At 55.5% G+C, this 16,057-nt stretch carries 13 protein-coding genes and 1 riboswitch; of the genes, 10 read left to right on the top strand and 3 right to left on the bottom strand.

The window, feature by feature from the left end:
* Window positions 1–70 precede the first annotated feature (70 nt).
* The 10 genes from R6V78_RS03575 (at window position 71) to lpxB (ending at window position 11,094) form a co-directional block, all read left to right on the top strand.
* Entirely contained in the window at window positions 71–1,306 is a 1,236-nt protein-coding gene (locus R6V78_RS03575; RefSeq protein ID WP_410287957.1) for a lipoprotein-releasing ABC transporter permease subunit, read from the top strand.
* Window positions 1,299–2,039: an ABC transporter ATP-binding protein gene (locus tag R6V78_RS03580; RefSeq protein WP_410287958.1), complete on the top strand. Its 741-nt coding sequence runs from the start codon at window positions 1,299–1,301 to the stop codon at window positions 2,037–2,039. The genes R6V78_RS03575 and R6V78_RS03580 overlap by 8 nt, the downstream gene beginning before the upstream one ends.
* A gap of 122 nt (window positions 2,040–2,161) precedes the next feature.
* Entirely contained in the window at window positions 2,162–4,813 is a 2,652-nt protein-coding gene (gene bamA / locus R6V78_RS03585; protein ID WP_410287959.1) for an outer membrane protein assembly factor BamA, read from the top strand.
* 184 nt (window positions 4,814–4,997) lie between these two features.
* A complete protein-coding gene (locus R6V78_RS03590; protein WP_410287960.1) occupies window positions 4,998–5,534 on the top strand; it encodes an OmpH family outer membrane protein in 537 nt (178 codons plus the stop codon).
* A gap of 212 nt (window positions 5,535–5,746) precedes the next feature.
* The gene (lpxD, locus tag R6V78_RS03595; protein WP_410287961.1) at window positions 5,747–6,790 is read left to right on the top strand and encodes a UDP-3-O-(3-hydroxymyristoyl)glucosamine N-acyltransferase; all 1,044 of its coding nucleotides are present in this window, start codon (window positions 5,747–5,749) and stop codon (window positions 6,788–6,790) included.
* Window positions 6,791–6,819: 29 nt separating this feature from the next.
* Window positions 6,820–7,251: a 3-hydroxyacyl-ACP dehydratase FabZ gene (gene fabZ / locus R6V78_RS03600; RefSeq protein WP_410287998.1), complete on the top strand. Its 432-nt coding sequence runs from the start codon at window positions 6,820–6,822 to the stop codon at window positions 7,249–7,251.
* A gap of 1 nt (window position 7,252) precedes the next feature.
* On the top strand, window positions 7,253–8,023 hold the full coding sequence (gene lpxA / locus R6V78_RS03605) for an acyl-ACP--UDP-N-acetylglucosamine O-acyltransferase (protein WP_410287962.1): 771 nt from the start codon (window positions 7,253–7,255) through the stop codon (window positions 8,021–8,023).
* Between the two features lie 46 nt (window positions 8,024–8,069).
* Complete coding sequence (locus tag R6V78_RS03610) at window positions 8,070–8,873, top strand: LpxI family protein (protein ID WP_410287963.1); 804 nt, start codon at window positions 8,070–8,072, stop codon at window positions 8,871–8,873.
* Window positions 8,874–8,909: 36 nt separating this feature from the next.
* A complete protein-coding gene (locus R6V78_RS03615; RefSeq protein WP_410287964.1) occupies window positions 8,910–9,866 on the top strand; it encodes a Gfo/Idh/MocA family oxidoreductase in 957 nt (318 codons plus the stop codon).
* Window positions 9,867–9,948: 82 nt separating this feature from the next.
* Complete coding sequence (gene lpxB / locus R6V78_RS03620; RefSeq protein ID WP_410287965.1) at window positions 9,949–11,094, top strand: lipid-A-disaccharide synthase; 1,146 nt, start codon at window positions 9,949–9,951, stop codon at window positions 11,092–11,094.
* A gap of 79 nt (window positions 11,095–11,173) precedes the next feature.
* Here the strand turns inward: lpxB and R6V78_RS03625 are convergent, their stop codons facing one another.
* The 3 genes from R6V78_RS03625 to R6V78_RS03635 form a co-directional block, all read right to left on the bottom strand.
* The gene (locus tag R6V78_RS03625; RefSeq protein WP_410287966.1) at window positions 11,174–13,102 is read right to left on the bottom strand and encodes a choice-of-anchor U domain-containing protein; all 1,929 of its coding nucleotides are present in this window, start codon (window positions 13,100–13,102) and stop codon (window positions 11,174–11,176) included.
* A gap of 64 nt (window positions 13,103–13,166) precedes the next feature.
* A riboswitch (cyclic di-GMP riboswitch) is annotated at window positions 13,167–13,256 on the bottom strand.
* A 268-nt stretch (window positions 13,257–13,524) separates the two neighbouring features.
* The gene (locus R6V78_RS03630; protein WP_410287967.1) at window positions 13,525–14,820 is read right to left on the bottom strand and encodes a two-component system sensor histidine kinase NtrB; all 1,296 of its coding nucleotides are present in this window, start codon (window positions 14,818–14,820) and stop codon (window positions 13,525–13,527) included.
* Between the two features lie 3 nt (window positions 14,821–14,823).
* Window positions 14,824–16,029: a type II secretion system F family protein gene (locus R6V78_RS03635; RefSeq protein ID WP_410287968.1), complete on the bottom strand. Its 1,206-nt coding sequence runs from the start codon at window positions 16,027–16,029 to the stop codon at window positions 14,824–14,826.
* Window positions 16,030–16,057 lie beyond the last annotated feature (28 nt).

Here is a 16,057-nt window from a genome sequence, read left to right on the forward strand (position 1 = left end):
AACCGCATTGGCGACGAACCCAGGCATTCACCGCGCCGACGCAACCTCAGCCAGCAACGGCAATGCTGCCATGTCATTTGTAACCTTTGTAGCCGGCCGATACCTCAGAACCCGCCAGAAGCGGGCGTTTATCTCGCTGATTACCGGTCTTTCCATTGCCGGGGTCGCCGTGGGGGTGATGGCCCTGATTGTGGTCATCGCCGTCATGGCCGGGTTTGAAACCGATCTTAAATCCCGGATCATGGGAATCCGTCCGCACCTGATAATCACGGCAAGGACGGGTGACTTGACAGACTACGACCAGATGATAGACAAAATCGCCCCCATCGCGGGAATCGAAACGGTGTCGGCGTATATCGCCACCCAGGTTGTCCTTAGGACGACAACCCGGTCGGCGGGCGCCCTTTTAAGGGGCATCGATGCCGAGAAAGCCAAAAGCGGCATCAAGGGCCTTGATGTCAGCCGGTTGTCAGCGGGGTCGGCCGCAAATGAGCGGCCAGGTGCGGCCGTCCGCCTGCCCGGCATCATTTTGGGCAAGGAACTGGCGGCCAATCTCGGTGTGATTCGCGAAGATACGGTGTACATGATCTCACCGCGCGGCATGCTTTCCCCGATCGGCCACATCCCCGCCATGGTCCGGTTTGAGGTGGTCGACCGGTTTGAGTCCGGGATGTATGAATTTGATGGCGCGCTGGCTTTCGTAAACCTGATCGAGGCGCAAAAGATGCTGCGCATGCCCGCTTCGGTCAGCGGAATTGAAATCCGCCTTGCCGATATGGATCAGGTAAAAACAGTCGCCAAGGCGATTGAAGACACCATCGGCAGCGGCTACCGGCTGGAAAACTGGAAAGAGATCAACCGCAGCCTTTTTTCCGCCCTGCGGCTGGAAAAAACCGTCATGTTCATTATCCTCGCCCTGATCGTCCTGGTGGCCGCATTCAACATTGCCGGGTCCCTGGTCATGATGGTCATGGAAAAGCGCAAGGACATCGCTATTTTGAAAGCCATGGGGGCCACCGTCAAATCCATCCGGCAGATATTTGTGATCAAAGGGCTGATGATCGGCCTGGTGGGCACGCTGCTGGGGAGCTCGGCCGGCCTGGTGCTGTGCACCCTGCTGGAGCGCTACGCCTTTATTCACCTTCCAGCCGATGTTTACTATATCAACACCCTGCCGGTAAACCTGAAGCCGGTGGATGTCCTGTTGATCGCTGTCAGCGCCCTGCTGATCTGTTTTGCAGCCACCCTTTACCCGGCCCGCCAGGCCGCCGGGGTCGATCCCGTGGAGGCGATCCGCCATGGGTAACGCCGATGAACGGACAGGCGCCGGCGCCGATGCAACCCCTGCGACCCATTCGGAAAGCCCGTTGATCCGGGCCAGCGACATCAGCAAGGTCTATGACCACAGCGGCAGCCGCATCGTGGTTCTCAACCAGCTGTCATTCAAACTCGACCGCGGGGAGACCCTGGGCATTGTCGGCGCTTCGGGAATCGGCAAATCCACCCTGCTTCACATTCTGGGGACCCTCGACAGACCGGATGCCGGCCGGCTGGAATATGCGGGGGAGGACGTGCTCGTGTTGGATGACACCCAATTGGCCCGTTTTCGCAATCGAACCATCGGCTTCGTGTTCCAATTCCACCACCTGCTGCCCGAATTCACGGCATTGGAAAACGCCATGATGCCGGCGTTGATCGGCGGTGTTGAAAAAAAACCCGCCCTTAAGGCCGCCGAATCCATTCTGGTTCGGGTGGGGCTCAAGGACCGGTTGACCCACCGGGCAGGGGAGCTTTCCGGCGGCGAGCAGCAGCGGGTCGCCCTGGCCCGGGCGCTGGTGCAGCGCCCGGCCATCCTTCTGGCAGATGAGCCGACGGGCAATCTGGACCGTAAAAACAGCGACCATGTCCATGCCCTCTTGATGGACCTGAACCGGGAAATGGGCATGGCCCTGGTTGTGGTGACCCATAACATGGAACTGGCCGCGCTGATGTCCCGGCGGGCCACCATTGCCCGGGGAAACCTGCAAGGGTTCCCCTGACCTTAAAAAGGGGTTTATCCGCAGGCGTTGAATGGAATGACCGCTGCCGCCTTGCGGTGGACGTCACCGATATCTGAAATGGCTTTTACTGTCATGCGACCGCTGTCTTCCAGGGGGATTTAATGTTGAGGCGATATTTCGCGGTGTTGTTTTTGTTGATTCTAACGGCAGCCCGGACGGCGGCTGCCCTTGACACGGTCAATGTGCTCGTATTGCCTTTCGACATTCATGCCGATCAGGACCTCTCCTACCTGAAAACGGATATTCCCACGGTCATCCAGGAACACCTCAAAAACGAAGGCGCGACGATCATTGAAATCGACGCTGCCCAGCCTGCCACGCCGGCTGATGCCACCTCCGGGGTAGAGGCCTTCAGGAAAATCGGTCTGGATGCCGGTGCAGACAACGTTATCTGGGGAAGCATGACCCGAATCGGCGACAACATCAGCCTGGACATCAACATGGTGGAAACCGTGGGCACCAAACCGGTGGTCTCCATTTACGAGGCGGCCGCAGGTATGGAAAACCTCAGGAAGGCGGCCAAAAAATCGGCGGAAAAGCTGGCCCGCCAGCTTTTCCGCAGGGAATTGATCGCCCAGGTGCGGATAACCGGCAACAAACGCATCGAAACCGATGCCATTGAACGCGTGATCCGGGTGAAACCGGGCGATGTGCTGCGCGCCGGAGAAATTTCCAAGGATTTGAAGAACATATACAAAATGGGCTATTTCGAGGACATCCGCGTCGAGTCCGAAGCGGGTGAGGGCGGACGAACGATTGTTTTCCATATTCAGGAAAAGCCGACCATTCGACGCATCTCGTTCAGCGGCAACCAGGTTTTCAAGGATGAGAAGCTTCGCGAGAATTTAAGCATCAGCACCGGCTCCATTTTGAATATTTTTACGGTCAAATCCAACATCGAACAGCTCCAGGTCATGTACAAGGAGAAAAACTACCACAATATAAAAATAGAATACACGGTTCACGAGAAGGAGAACAATCAGGCCGACATCGAATTTATCCTTGACGAAGGGGAAAAGATAAAAATCAACGCCATCGCATTCCAGGGCAACAAAACCTTTTCCGAAAAGCAGCTGAAAAAGTTGATCAGCACCTCGGAAAAGGGTTTTTTTTCCTGGCTCACCTCTTCCGGAGAGTTGAACAGGGAAAATCTGAGCCAGGATGCCGCCCGGCTGATGGGGTATTATCACATCAATGGGTTCATCCATGCCAAGGTCGCCGACCCCGTCGTCGATTTTGAAGACCAGGGGATATCGATCACTTTTAAAATTGAAGAGGGCGAGCGGTTCAAGGTGGGCACCATTGACATGCAAGGGGATCTGATCCTGCCCAAAGCGCGTTTGATGCCGGGCCTCAAAATTTCAAAAGAACCTTTCTTCAACCGGGAAATTGTCAGACAGGACATCCTCTGGCTGACCGATCTGTATGCCGATGCCGGCTACGCCTATGCGGATATTTCGCCATTGACCAAAGAAGACCCGCAAAACCGCCTGGTGGACATCACCTACACCTTGAAAAACGGCGCCAAGGTCTACTTTGAAAGCATCGATATCTCGGGCAACACCCGTACCCGCGATAAAGTCATTCGCCGTGAACTGCGCATCAACGAACAGGAGGTTTACAGCAGCAGCCGGCTCAAGCGCAGCGTGCGCAATCTCAATCGCCTGGATTTTTTTGAGGATATCAAGATTGACACGCCCCAAGGCAGCGCCCCCGACAAGATGAATGTGAAGATTGAGGTCGTGGAAAAACCCACCGGAACCTTTACGTTCGGCGCCGGCTACAGCACCGTGGATGAATTTTTCATAACCGGCTCCGTCTCCCAGCGCAACCTGTTTGGCCGCGGGCAGATACTCAAACTCGGCGGCCAGATCGGCGGCATATCGGACCTGTACAACCTGAGCTTCACCGAGCCATGGATGTTTGACATCCCGCTTTCCGGAACCGTCGATCTGTATCGCACCAAACGCGAGTACGACACCTACGACAAGACCAGTTTGGGCGGTGGCGCGGGCATCAGCTACCCCATTTTCGACTTCACCCGCATATCCTTGTTCTACCGGTATGATGTGACCGACATTACCGAAATCACCGCGGACGCATCGGACAACATCAAGGCGCTTGAAGGTAAAAACACCACCAGCGCCGTCACCACGGCCCTGAGTTATGACTCACGGGACCGCGCCTTCATTACCACACAGGGTCAGGATCACAGACTCAGTTATTCCTATGCCGGCTTTGGCGGTGACATCGGTTTTAACAAAGTCGTGGGTGAACTCGGGTGGTATGTCCCGATCTACAAGGGTCTGGTCACATTTTTACACGCGAAATCGGGCTATGTTGAGGAACTTTCCGGCTACACATTGCCGGACTATGAAAAATTCTATCTGGGCGGCATGAACTCCGTGCGCGGGTTCGGCTTCCAGGATATCAACATCAAAACCGTCAACAGCGCGGGTCAAATTACCGAGGAAGGCGGTGAATCCTTTGTCCAATTCAATTTCGAACTCAGCTATCCCCTGTTCAAGGATCTGGGCATCGTGGGTGTGGTCTTCTATGACACCGGCAATGTCTTCAGCCCCGGAGACAGCATCGATATGGGGTCGCTCCGTCAGGCGGCCGGATACGGAATCCGATGGTATTCACCCATCGGTCCAATCCGCATCGAAGGCGGTCACATTCTGGACCCCATAGAAGCGGATGGAGAAGATTCGGGGGTCAACTGGGAGTTTTCCATGGGCGGCGCATTCTAATTGATCTGCGCCGCCATAAAGTGGTACATGTAATGGCAAAATTGAAGAACCTCGCCGCAAGCGGCGAGGAATCTTCGACCGTAAGGATACGGTCTATTTTAGATTCGCTCGCTAACCCCGCCGCAAGCGACGGGGAATGCGCTCGCTGTTGCGGTTCAAACCTAAGACGTGGAAAGGGGATCTTATGCGATCTGCATGCCGATGGATATTCCTGACGGTCTCCGTGCTTGTGCTGGGGGCAAGTTCAGGTTTTTGTGCGGATGGGGTCAAAATCGGCGTCGTCGATTTTCAGCGTTTATTTGAGAATTCGGACGCCGGAAAAGAAATCAAGGCGGAAATCACCACCCAAGGGAAGAAAATGGAGGCTGAGCTCAAGCAGAAAGGTGCTGAGATCGAGGAGATCAAAGCGCGCCTGGAACGCGAGGCCCTGGTGATGAGCAAGGAGATGCGTGAAGAGAAGGAGCGCGAGTTCAGAATCAAGGTCAATGACATTAAAACCCTGCAGAAGAAATATGAAGTTGAGCTGCAGGGCGTTCAGAAAAAACTGATGGGCGGGATCCAATCCGAAACACTTGCAATCATCGATCAGATCGGCAAATCCGACGGTTATCTGCTCATCATGGATAATCGCGGGGTTCTTTATGCGCCCAGCACCATCGACATTACCGATGCGGTCATTAAACAGTACAATGCCAGCTACGCCAAAAACAAGCAAAAGTAAAGCCTGATGGTTCCGTAAAAAGTCGAAATTTCAGGTTTATTGTCATCCTCGCGAAGGCGGGGATCCATAAGATTCAGATAGTTATAGACTCCCGCCTCCGCGGGAGTGACACTGTTTGTGACTTTTTACGGGTTCATCAAAGCCTGATGGACTGGTAAAAAGTCCAAGATTATCGGACGGTTTCCGGTGCCGTCAACGCAAGGGGGTTAACAGTGAGTACGGCATACACCCTTGAAGATATTGCCGACGCGGCCCATGGGACAGCCGTCGGCGACAAGCGGAAGAGGATATTCGGCGTCGCACCCTTTGACACCGCTGATTCCACGCAGCTTACCCTGGCGGGCGGGAACAAGTTCCTGAAGCGCATTGACGACACGCGGGCCGGGGCGATCGTCGTTCCCGCAGGGTTCCAGGCCCCCGGAAAAAACCTGATCCAGGTTGGCAATCCGCAGCTGGCATTCGCCAGGGTGGTGGAATTGTACCATCCAGCGGACCATCCGCCTGCGGGCGTCAGCCCCATGGCCTCAATCGGCGATTCGGTCCAGATAAGCGCCGATGTCCACATCGGTGCGTTCGCGACGCTTGGCAACCGCGTGACGATTGGATCCGGTGCGATCATTCAAAACAGCGTTTTCATTGGGGACGACGTGGTTCTCGGCGATGAAGTGGTCCTTCACCCCCATGTCACCATCTTGAATGGATGCCGGATCGGCAACCGCGTGACCATTCATTCGGGTTCGGTAATCGGCAGCGATGGATATGGTTTTGTACCCGATGGCGGGCATCACTATAAAATCCCGCAAATCGGCATCGTCCAGATCGATGACGATGTTGAAATTGGCGCCTGCAACGCGATCGATCGGGCGACCTTCGGTCGAACATGGATCCAAAGGGGCGTAAAGACAGACAATCTGGTCCATATCGCCCACAATGTGGTCGTGGGGGAGGATAGCCTCATCGTTGCCCAGGTGGGGATTGCCGGCAGCACAACCATCGGTCATCATGCCATTCTTGCCGGGCAGGCAGGGATTTCCGGCCACCTGACGATCGGCAGCCACGTGACCGTGGGCCCCATGACCGGGGTCGGCAAATCCATCCCGGACGGGGAAGTGGTCTCATCCGGATCCGCGTCCATGCCCCATCGCACCTGGCTCAGGGTCCAGCAAATCATTCCGACGTTACCGCAAATGAAGAAAAAGATTGCTGATCTGGAAAAGAAAATTGCCCAGCTGGAAAAAATAATCGCAGCCTGCTGAATCCCAGCGGAGGTCCGCTCATGGAAATGGTGTTTGACATTAAGTCGATCATGCAGAACCTTCCCCACCGCTATCCTTTTTTGCTGGTGGACCGTGTGATCACGTTCGTCAAGGACAAGCGAATCGTAGCCCTGAAAAATGTAACCATCAACGAACCCTTTTTCCAAGGTCATTTTCCGGACACCCCGATCATGCCCGGCGTCCTGATTGTCGAAGCCATGGGACAGGCCGGCGGTGTTCTGGTCACCGGGTCGCTTCCGCCGGAGAAGCAGGGCAAGCTGATCTATTTTATGGGGTTTGACAACGTACGCTTCCGCAAGCCGGTCGTACCCGGTGACCAGTTGATTCTGGAGCTTGAAATGCTGAACTTCAGATCCAAAGCAGTTAAAATGGCCGGCATTGCCAAAGTCGACGACAAAATCGTTGCCGAAGCACAGCTGATGGCCGCCTATGGAGATTAACATGATTCATCCCACAGCAATCGTCAGCCCCGGTGCCAGCATCGCCGACGGCGTCGACATCGGCGCCTTCTCGATTATCGGGGAGGATGTAACCATCGGTGAAAAGACCTGGATCGGACCGCATGTGGTGATCGACCCGCATGTGATCATCGGCCCGGGCTGCCGCATATTTCAATATGCAGCCATCGGCGCCATCCCCCAGGACCTTAAATTCGGCGGCGAAACCAGTTATGTGAAAATCGGGCCCAACGTCACCATCAGGGAGTTCGTCACCATTCACCGGGGGACGGAACCGGGCGGCGGAATAACCCAAGTCGGTGAACGATCCTTTTTGATGGCCTACACCCACATCGCCCACGACTGCCGCGTCGGCAAAATGGTCGTGCTGGCCAACAACACCACCCTGGCTGGCCATATCAGCATCGGCGACCATGCCACGGTCGGCGGCCTGGTGGCCATTCACCAATTCGTCAGAATAGGCGATTATGCCTTTGTCGGCGGAAAATCGGCCGTGGTCAAAGATGTACCGCCTTATGTCATTGCCGCCGGTGATCGGGCGATTCTGCATGGCCTCAACCGCGTCGGCCTGAAGCGCTACGGGTTTTCCGATCAAACCCTGGCCGCATTGAAAAAAACCTACCGCATCCTGTTTCGATACGGATTAACCCTGAACGAGGCCATTGAACGGGTGAATGCCGAAGTGGAAAGAATCCCTGAGGTTGAAAACTTCATCGGATTCATCAAAGCCTCCTCCAGAGGCGTGACCCGCTAAACGCCTGTTCCTTTTGACCGCATGGCGGCTTAGAGAACCCAACCCAATGGATGAAAAGATCGGACTCATCGCGGGCAGCGGACAGTTTCCCGTGCTTTTTTCCAAAGCCGCCCTAAAGGCAGGCTACGCCATCTGCACCGCGGCGTATGTCAACGAAGCCGACCCGCAACTGACCCGGTTCTCCCACAAGATCGAATGGCTGCACCTGGGGCAGGTCAAACGGCTCATAAAATTTTTCAGGCAGAACGGCGTCGACCGGGCGGTGATGTTGGGGGCGGTTCGCAAAACGCGGCTGTTCAGCGATGTGAAGCCGGATCTGAAAGCCATCTCCATCATTGCAGGCATGCGCCACACCCACGATGATGCCGTCATGCGCGCCTTTGCCGACAGCCTTGAAAAGGACGGCATCCGGATTGAGCCATCCACCTTCTTATTGCCTGAGTTACTGGCCGCAAAAGGCGTCTGGACAGACCGAAAGCCTTCCCGCTCAGAAAAAAAAGACATCGCCCTGGGCTTTTCCATCGCCAGGGAGATCGGCCGGCTGGACATCGGGCAAAGCGTGGTTGTCGCTGGCGGATCAATTCTGGCCGTAGAGGCCATCGACGGAACCGATGCCACCATCGAAAGGGGCGGCCGCCTGGGCAAGGGAGAGGCGGTACTGGTGAAAGTGTGCAAACCGAACCAGGATTTTCGTTTCGATGTTCCGGCGGTGGGCAGGCAAACCGTTGAAACCATGGGCCGTTTCGGCGTGCGTGCCCTGGCCGTCGAAGCGGGAAGGACGCTTGTGTTTGACCGTTCGGAAATGATCGACGCGGCGAACGCAAGCCATATCACCATCGTCTGTGAATAAGGCCGGGAAAAGGCCGCTTAACCAATGGAATCAAAAATGGGCCAACTGAGAGTCGGGGTCGTGGGTGTGGGCTATCTGGGCAAATTCCACGCGCAGAAATACCACCATATGCCGGATGTGGATCTTGTCGGGGTTGTGGATTCAAACGTGCAGCGGGGAAAAGAGGTGGCCCATGAAAACGGCACCGTTTGGTATGCGGATCACCAAGCCCTGTTCGACAAAGTCGACGCGATCAGTATCGCAGCGCCGACCCCGGTCCATTTTTCAATCGCCAGGGATTTTCTGAAGCAGGGTGTCGATGTCCTCATCGAGAAACCGATTACGAGTGTTTTGGAAGATGCAGACGAACTCATCCAGCTGGCCCAATCCAGGGGGTTGATTATCCAGGTGGGGCATCTGGAGCGCTTCAACCCGGCGGTGGTCGCCCTAGAGGGCAAAATCGAAGAACCGCGCTTCATCGAATCCCATCGTCTGAGCATCTTCCAGGGACGCTGCACGGATGTCAGCGTGGTTCTTGACCTGATGATTCATGATATCGATTTAATCTTGAACCTGGTCCGTTCGGAGATAAAAGCGGTCAACGCCGCCGGAATTTCCGTCATATCCGGAAACATCGATATCGCCAATGCCCGGCTGGAGTTTGTCAACGGAGCGGTTGCCAATGTAACCGCCAGTCGGATTTCTGCCAAGAACGAGCGCAAACTCAGGCTTTTTCAAAAACAGGCCTATATTTCAATCGACTTCGCCAACCATAAGATCACCCTCGTTCACCCGGACCTGAACCAGTCCGGTGGGATCATCCCCGGCATGCAGATCGAGGAGATGCGCTTTGATAAGGGCGATGCGCTCGATGATGAGCTCAAGTCTTTTGTTCAATCGGTCCGGAGCCGCCAAAGCCCGCTGGTAACCGGCCAGATGGGTCGGGATGCCCTGAAAACCGCACTGACCATCATGGCCCAGATTCAGGAAACCAGCCGGCACCTTGCGGGTTAAACCGCCAATGGAAAACGTCGGACCGACCCAGCCCCCCGCCCGCTGTCTGGCCCACAAGAACTTGTTTTTCAGGAGGTAATCGTTGCCCCCGCCCAAATGCATCATGATCATTGCCGGCGAAGCCTCGGGTGATATGCACGGCGCGAAACTGGCTCGGTCCCTCAAGCAGCGCTGCGGTGATGCATTCCTTTTTGGCATCGGCGGCAAGGCCATGCAGGCGCAGGGTGTCCGCTGTATCGTCGACGCCAAAACCTTGTCGGTTGTGGGCATCACGGAAGTTTTGGTCAAGCTGCCGACCATTTTTCGGGCCATTTCCACGGTAAAAAAAGCCCTCTGCAGCCTCAAACCGGACCTGTTGATATTGATCGATTTCCCCGACTTCAACTTTCGCATTGCCGCCAAGTCCAGAAAGCTGGACATACCGGTTTTATATTACATCAGCCCACAAATCTGGGCCTGGCGCCAGAACCGGGTCAAAAAAATAAAACGCCTGGTCGATCACATGGCGGTAATCTTTCCCTTCGAAGCGCAGTTTTACCTTGAGCACCACGTGCCGGTCACCTTTGTGGGCCACCCCCTGTTGGACGGAGACCTGCCGATGTCCACGCCCAAAGCATCAGCGGCGCGTTCAGAGGCGCCAACGGTCGGCCTGCTGCCCGGATCAAGAGAAAAAGAGGTTTCGACCCTGCTTCCCGTCATGCTCGAAGCCGCCAAAATAATCAAACAAAAGCTGCCGACGGCAAGGTTTGTGGTTTCGTGTGCCGAATCGATCAGCATAGACCTGATCCGCGCCATCGTCCGCCCGTACCCGGCAGCGCTGGACATAAAAATCAGCACGGGCCCGGCGGTGGGTGTGTTCCAGCACAGCCATCTGCTGGTGGCAGCCTCCGGCACGGTCACCTTGGAGGCAGCCCTTTACGGGATTCCCCTGGTCATCGTCTACAAGGTTTCCCCGTTGAGTTATTGGCTGGGAAGACGACTCATCAAAGTGAAGCATATCGGCATTGTCAACCTCATCGTCAACAAAATGCTGCTGCCCGAGCTGATCCAGGATAACGCAGCGCCCCAGCCCATCGCCGAGACGGTGACCGACATGCTTAACGATCAGGAAAAATTGAGACAGATCAAAGCAGAACTGTCAGGCGTAAGAAACCTTTTGGGGGGGGCCGGTGCGTCCGACCGGGTGGCCGGCATCGCCTTGGACCTTATCAATACCAGACACCCCTGACAAGGCTGTGTCAGGGGTGTCTTCGATCGATTCCCGGTTCGCGCGCCAACCTTGCCGCAAGCCGCGGAAAATGCACTCGCTATCGCGGTTCAGCGGCGGGTATCTGTAAATTCGCCTTTCTGATTTCAGGGCGGGATGCCGCGGTGAAAATCGCGCCCGCGCCCAGCAGGAGAGTGATCAGGATCACTGCCGCCTTTGAATGCAGGCCATCGGGCATGCGCTGATCCCCGATTCCGGCTGAGATAAAGCAGCTGCGGCCGCCACCCGAACCAGCGGAAGCGACCCCCCCGGTCGACAGGGAAGCACTGTCGGCGGTCACATCGTCGGCATAGGCAATTCCCGACGGATCCACGATGACGCCATTTTCGACACCATCCTCGTCGCCTGCACCGCCATCTTCCAGCACCAGGGTGACACTTTTTCTGTTTTGGTCAAAGATGGCGTTGGGGTAAACTTCCCAGCCGGAACAATGGAGGTATTTGTACAGCTGCGCCGTCTTGGGAACCCGGCTTGAGAAATGGATTTTGACGGCAGCGGTCTTGACCCCCGCCTGAAGGTAGAGTTTGAAACCAACCAGTCCAAATCCCATTTTGACCGATTGATCGGCGAGCGTGCCGGTAGGCAGGGATTTGATCGCAACCAGGGTGACATTCTCGGAAAGGGATTCGACACCGACCATGGTCTGTCCCTCGACCGTGTTGACCGTCATGATGTTGTCTTCGAGATGATCGGGAATTGCGTTCTCGTTCACATCTGCGGATGCATCGACGGCCTGCGCATCGGGGACGCCGTCGAAGTTGGCGTCATCGGCGTTGTTGACGGTGGTAAAGGTTGCTGGCTCGGACCAGTTTGAGGTTCCCTTGCGGGCATCGATAAAGCGCACCCGCCAGTGGTATACGGTGTCAGCATCCAGGATCATTTCACCCACCGTGTAGGCAGTCAGTTGCGTCTGGCTGACAGCGTCCAGAATCAGCGTCGAGAAATCCGGTTCGGTGCTGATCTGCCACTGAGATTCATGGTGGGCATCCTGGTCGTCGTCAAAATAGGCCCCGGCGACCAGCACCGGGGTGAGCCCCACCCGGTCGATCGGGGTGACGCCATCGATTACCGGCGCATCGGGAGCCGAATTGCCCGCTGCAGCCGTTGGATCGCCGCCCATCTGAAACTCAGCCAGATTGGTGAAGCCGTCGCCGTCCGCATCCAGTTCGGAATCATCCGTGAAGGGATCCAGGCCATGGGCCAGTTCCCAGGCATCGGGCATACCGTCATTGTCGTCATCCGGATCCTGATTGTTGCCGATTCCGTCGCCGTCGTTGTCAGCCCACTCGGCGGGGTCGTCGGGAAACGAATCCAGAACATCAGGCACCCCGTCGCCGTCGACATCGGTGCTCGAAGATTTGAGCACACTGACGGTCAGATGCGCGACGGAGCTGGCGCCGTCATTATCGGTCACGGTCAGGCTGAAGGTAAAATTTTCGCCGGCGAGGCCAACGATCGGGGCCGTGAAAGTGGCTTGCGCATGGGAGGCATTACCAATGGATATGCCGGATCCACCGGTCTGCACCCACTGGTAGGCGACAATCGAACCGTCGGTGTCACTTGAACCGGAGCCATCGAGGGTAACCGATGACCCTTCATGGCTGACCTGATTCTGTCCGGCATCGGCTGTCGGGGCCTGGTTGGCAACAGCAGCAGCGGGGGAATAAGAAACTTCTTCGGAATCCGCGCTTTCCAGCTCACCGTCGAATGCACGCACGACGAAATGGTAGGTTACCCCTTCGGTGAGCCCGGTCAGTGTGCAGGTGGTAAGATTGTTTTCCCAGAGGGGATGATCGTAGTTGTAGCCCTGGCTGCCTTCACGGGCGAACACCCGATAGCCCTGCGGTGCAGGGTCATTGGGATCCCAACGCAGGGTTACGCTTGCAGCGTGTGCAAACGTAGCCGTCATCAGCGAGAATGTCATGCAAAGCAAAAGAAACTTGAGACCGCATCGAGTGGTAAAATTCATGTTGCATCTCCCAGGTTGAAATTTACCGTGCGACCATCAGCGGCGTTGAGAGATGCTGTGTTCGCTCGGCAGCCCTGCCGCCATTTCCAGAACTTCTGGTTTCAGGCCGATGGCTTTGCGTCGCACCCTTTCGGATGTTTTGCCTTTATCGAGCTTGTTCATTTTCAAAAAACGTCAGCAAGTCATTATGCAGTATTCATACCACTTACAAATATTCAGCCCGCGCGTTTCACGAATCGACTGGATCCGCGCTATCACGCTGAATCCAAATAAGATTTCAAATCCGCTCCCCGCAGCTCGTTTTAAAAACCAGGCCAGTCAGCCGGATAAACGCCACGCGGATACGGATGTTTATAAAAATTCATAACTGAACTGGAAATCATCGTGCATGGATGTATACAGCGTCAGCGGGCGGGCAGCGCTTACAGCGGCCGTGCGGTGGGATCGGTGGGCTTGAAATGCAGGCTGAAAATGCTGCCCGCCCCGGGTTTGCTCTTGACATCTAGACGGCAGTCATAGGTTTCCAGGATTCGGTACACGATGGAAAGGCCGAGACCGGTGCCATTGGGTTTGGTGGTGAAAAACGGATTGAAGATGCTTTTGAGCGTCTTTTCGTCCATGCCGCAGCCGTCGTCGGCGATCTCGACCACGATGCGCTCATTTTTACGTCTTGAAACCGATATTTTTATCGAACCTTCGTTTTCAATCGATTCGGCCCCGTTCAACAGCAGATTCCAGACGACCTGGCGAAGCTGCAGCGGGTCGACTTCAACAAAGGCGTCGGCGATGGTGGCCAGATCCACCCGGATCCGCTGTCCGACGGAATGGTCTTTTTCAAACAGGATGACGATTTCAGTCAGGGCTTCTCCCAAATTCACACATCGGGCCTGGGCTGCCGAAGGCCTGGCAAAAGTGAGAAAATTGTTGACCAGGCTGCTCAACCGGTCAGTTTCCCTGAGGACAATGTGCATCAGGCGCATGTTGTCCTTGTCGTTTTCCACCTCTCCTTTGAGAATCTGAATTGCACCCGACAAGGAGGCCAGCGGATTTTTGATTTCATGTGCCAGTCCGGCGGCCATTTCACCGATCTGGGCCAGGTTCTGAACGCGGCCGAGGTGGGCCTCCATGGCCGCCAGTTCGGCTTTGGATTTGCGCTCCTGATCGGCGAGATAACCGCTGAGAAAGGCGACGGAAAAGCATGCCGCCGTCAGAATGGCACATTTTTGCAGCACCTGAACCAGGGTTAAAGGGGAGTTGACCATGGTTTCGCCGTAGCCGAACGGATCGATGGTGCCATGCAATTCAAGGATCAGCAGCAGGGCAAACTGGAGGCAGCAGAACGCGGCCACCCAAAGCGCGCCGCGCTTAAAAACAAACACACTGGCATAGATGACAACCACAAGGTAGAGAAAGGAAAATAAACTGGAATAGCCGCCGGTCACAAAAATGATCAGAGAAATGCAGACGGAATCGATGCCGATCTGAACATAGATGAAAGCCAGCCGGTGGCGGTTAACCCGCCCAAGCAGGAGGCCATAGACGGCCGACAGGAAAACGATCGCCCCCGACAGCCCGTACAACAAAACGATGGGTTGTTCTAATGCATAGTAATGGTTGCCGATCTGGTAGGCAACCGTTGAACCGAGCAGCAGCAGGGCGAAGAAAAATCGCAAAGACATCAACCATTTGAGTTTGCGGTTGAATGTCTTGTGGTCCAACGATTACAGGTTCCCGGCCATTTTGAATACAGGCAGATACATGGCGATCACCAGGCCGCCGATCACCACCCCCAGAAAGACGAGCATGAACGGTTCGATCAGGGAGGTCAGGTTTTCCACAGCCTGGTCCACCTCTTCTTCATAAAAATCGGCAATCTTCTGGAGCATCGCGTCGAGGGCGCCGGTCGACTCGCCAACGGAGATCATCTGGCAGACCATGGCCGGGAAAACACCGCTTTCCGCAAGGGGATCCGCCATGGTCCGGCCTTCGGTGATACCGCTCTTGACTGTGTAAATTGCCCGTTCGACGGTTTTATTGCCGGACGTCTTGGCGACGATGTCCAAGGCCTCCAGGATCGCCACGCCGCTGGACAGCATGGTTCCCATGGTGCGGGTGAACTTGGCAACGGCCACCTTGCGGATCAGGATCCCGAATACCGGCAGTTTGAGCATCGCGGCATCGATGACGCGCCTGCCCTTTTCCGTCTTGTAATATTTCCTGAATGCAAAAATGAAAAGAAAGACGCCGATGACAATCCAGTGGATCTTGGATTTGACAAATTCGCTCATGGCGATGACGATGAGCGTGGGACCGGGAAGCGTCCCCCCCATATCGGAAAACATCTCCTGGAATACGGGAATGACAAACACCAAAATGACCGCCACAACCAGGATGGCGATGATGATCGTCACGATCGGGTAGGTCATCGCTCCTTTGACCTGGGCCTTGAGCTTGGCGGCTTTTTCCATGTAAGCGGAAAGCCGCCTCAAGATGGTGTCAAGGATGCCGCCGGCTTCCCCTGCGGCAACCATATTCACAAACAGGTCATCAAACTGCTTGGGATACTTTTTCAGCGCGTCCGCCAGGGTCGAACCACTCTCCACCTGCTCCTTGATCGTTTTGAGCATCTTCTTAAATGTGGCATTTTCCTGCTGGGCATGCAAAATGTCCATGCACTGGATAATGGGCAGGCCGGCATCGATCATCGTCGAAAACTGCCGGCAGAACAAAATGACGTCTCTCTGGGTTACGGCCGGCTGAAGAAAAGAGACATTTTCAAAAAGATCCTTGGATTTTTTCTTGATCTTGTTTGGCGTTATCCGCAGTCGGTTAAGATTGGATCGAACCACATCCGCACTGGATGCCTCCATCTCACCTTTCTGAACGATATTGTTCCTGTTCTTCCCTTCCCACACATAAATCGGCATAACATCCCCCTGTATCCTTAAATGCGCA

The sequence above is a fragment of the Desulfosarcina sp. genome, from assembly GCF_046496365.1.
Taxonomy (GTDB): Bacteria; Desulfobacterota; Desulfobacteria; order Desulfobacterales; family Desulfosarcinaceae; genus Desulfosarcina.

Excerpts from the sequence above, each read along its gene's own strand:
- R6V78_RS03575 (WP_410287957.1), top strand. The coding sequence starts at position 71 with ATGTCATTTGTAACCTTTGTAGCCGGCCGATACCTCAGAACCCGCCAG.
- R6V78_RS03580 (WP_410287958.1), top strand. The coding sequence starts at position 1,299 with ATGGGTAACGCCGATGAACGGACAGGCGCCGGCGCCGATGCAACCCCT.
- bamA (WP_410287959.1), top strand. The coding sequence starts at position 2,162 with ATGTTGAGGCGATATTTCGCGGTGTTGTTTTTGTTGATTCTAACGGCA.
- R6V78_RS03590 (WP_410287960.1), top strand. The coding sequence starts at position 4,998 with ATGCGATCTGCATGCCGATGGATATTCCTGACGGTCTCCGTGCTTGTG.
- lpxA (WP_410287962.1), top strand. The coding sequence starts at position 7,253 with ATGATTCATCCCACAGCAATCGTCAGCCCCGGTGCCAGCATCGCCGAC.
- R6V78_RS03610 (WP_410287963.1), top strand. The coding sequence starts at position 8,070 with ATGGATGAAAAGATCGGACTCATCGCGGGCAGCGGACAGTTTCCCGTG.
- R6V78_RS03615 (WP_410287964.1), top strand. The coding sequence starts at position 8,910 with ATGGGCCAACTGAGAGTCGGGGTCGTGGGTGTGGGCTATCTGGGCAAA.
- R6V78_RS03625 (WP_410287966.1), bottom strand. The coding sequence starts at position 13,102 with ATGAATTTTACCACTCGATGCGGTCTCAAGTTTCTTTTGCTTTGCATG.
- R6V78_RS03635 (WP_410287968.1), bottom strand. The coding sequence starts at position 16,029 with ATGCCGATTTATGTGTGGGAAGGGAAGAACAGGAACAATATCGTTCAG.